This window comes from Streptomyces sp. NPDC101225, from assembly GCF_044767585.1.
Classification (GTDB): domain Bacteria; phylum Actinomycetota; class Actinomycetes; order Streptomycetales; family Streptomycetaceae; genus Streptomyces.
In genome coordinates, this window is record NZ_JBIWOE010000104.1 from 1 (window position 1) to 1,497 (window position 1,497).

General features: G+C 67.6%; 1 protein-coding gene. It reads right to left on the minus strand.

The features are described from left to right. Positions 1 to 34: 34 nt before the first annotated feature. On the minus strand, positions 35 to 1,393 hold the full coding sequence (locus ACIRPX_RS45940) for an IS4 family transposase (RefSeq protein ID WP_404206138.1): 1,359 nt from the start codon (positions 1,391 to 1,393) through the stop codon (positions 35 to 37). Between the last annotated feature and the right edge of the window lie 104 nt (positions 1,394 to 1,497).

Consider the following 1,497-nt stretch of genomic DNA (forward strand, 5'->3'; position numbering starts at 1 on the left):
CCAACGCCGTGTAGTTAGCGCTGGGTGTCCGGTGTCAAGTTGTGCGGGTGGTCTGGATGTCGATGCTGATGGTGGCTTTGTAGCTGGTTCTGTCGACGGTGCCTCTGGCGTTGTACTTCGAGATGGCGCGTTTGACGACGCGTGGCCGGGTGCGGATCCGTCGGGCGGGCATGAGGTCGGCCAGGACCCGGCGGCCTATGGTGCCGACGAGATCGACGACTGTGTCGTTGAAGACGCCCGCGGCCTGGACGAGCAGGTCGCGGGCGGTGTTCAGGGCGATGGAGAAGCTGGCCCGGTCGGGGTCGGTGTCCGGGCGGATGCCGATGGCATCCGCCAGGGCCAGTCGCAGGACCTGGTAGGTGACCAGCAGTGCGAAGACTTCCTGGGTGACGCCGGCGGGGGTCCGGGCGCGAAGGACCCGGCCGCCCAGAAGGGTGGACTTGATTTCCAGGTAGGAGGTCTCGACCTCCCATCGCTCGTGGTAGAGCCTGATCAGTTCGGCGGCGGGGTGTGCGTGGGGATCGGTCAGGGTCGTGACGAGACGGTAGGCGCCGGTGCGGCGGCCTTGGGAGGTGCTGACGGTGATCTCGCAGTCGATGACGCGGACCGCGACGGCTCCGAGTCTGGACAGGTAGGAGCCGTCGGGGAAACGCTCCAGGACCGGAAGCCTGCGGTGTTCTTTCACACGGACCAGGACGTGCGCACCCGTCTCGGTGATCGCCTCGACCAGTGCTTGGACGGCGAAGTTCCGGTCCAGCAGAACGATCATTCCCTCGCGCAGGCTGCGGACCAGGCTCGGGGCGTAGAACGTTTCCCCGTTCGTGGTCGGCCCGAACACCGCGTCCAAGACGGTACGGGTGCCGCAGGAGACCAGGACCAGCAGACGGAGCGAGGGGTATCCCGCCCCGCCGTTGTTGCAGCGGTGCCTGACGAACTCGGCCTGGTTGGCCGGGCTGTCGGGCACGGCCACCAGCGTGCCGTCGACAGCGCAGACGAGCAGACCTCGCCACCACGTTCCCACGGTGCCGACCCCGGCGGCCGGTCCGCGCAGCAGGTCGAACAAGCGGCGCAGCGGCCCGCTTCCGACCCGCCTGCGGGCCTGCGCCAGCGCGCCGCCCGTCGGAGCTGCCGTCTCCAGTCCTTCCAGGCCGGCCGTCAGCCGTTGCCACACCTGCTGCCAGCCGATCCCGGGGAACAGGGCCCCGGCCAGCAGCAGGTAGACGACCACACGCGAGGGAAGGTCGCGTATCCGCTGCTCTGTCCTGCCGGCCTCGCTCAGCACCTCGTCGACCATCTCGAACGGGACGATCCGCGTTAACTCGCCCAGATGGCCCGGCGCGAACCGCCCCGCGGCAACCGCAACCTCATGAGAAATGACAGACTCGGCGTTCAATGGAGCTCCTGCTGAACAGTGATCTTGGTCGACACGGTTCTAGCAGGAGCTCCATCTCTGCTTCCTACGGCTTGACACACCAACCCCACGCCTAACTACACGGC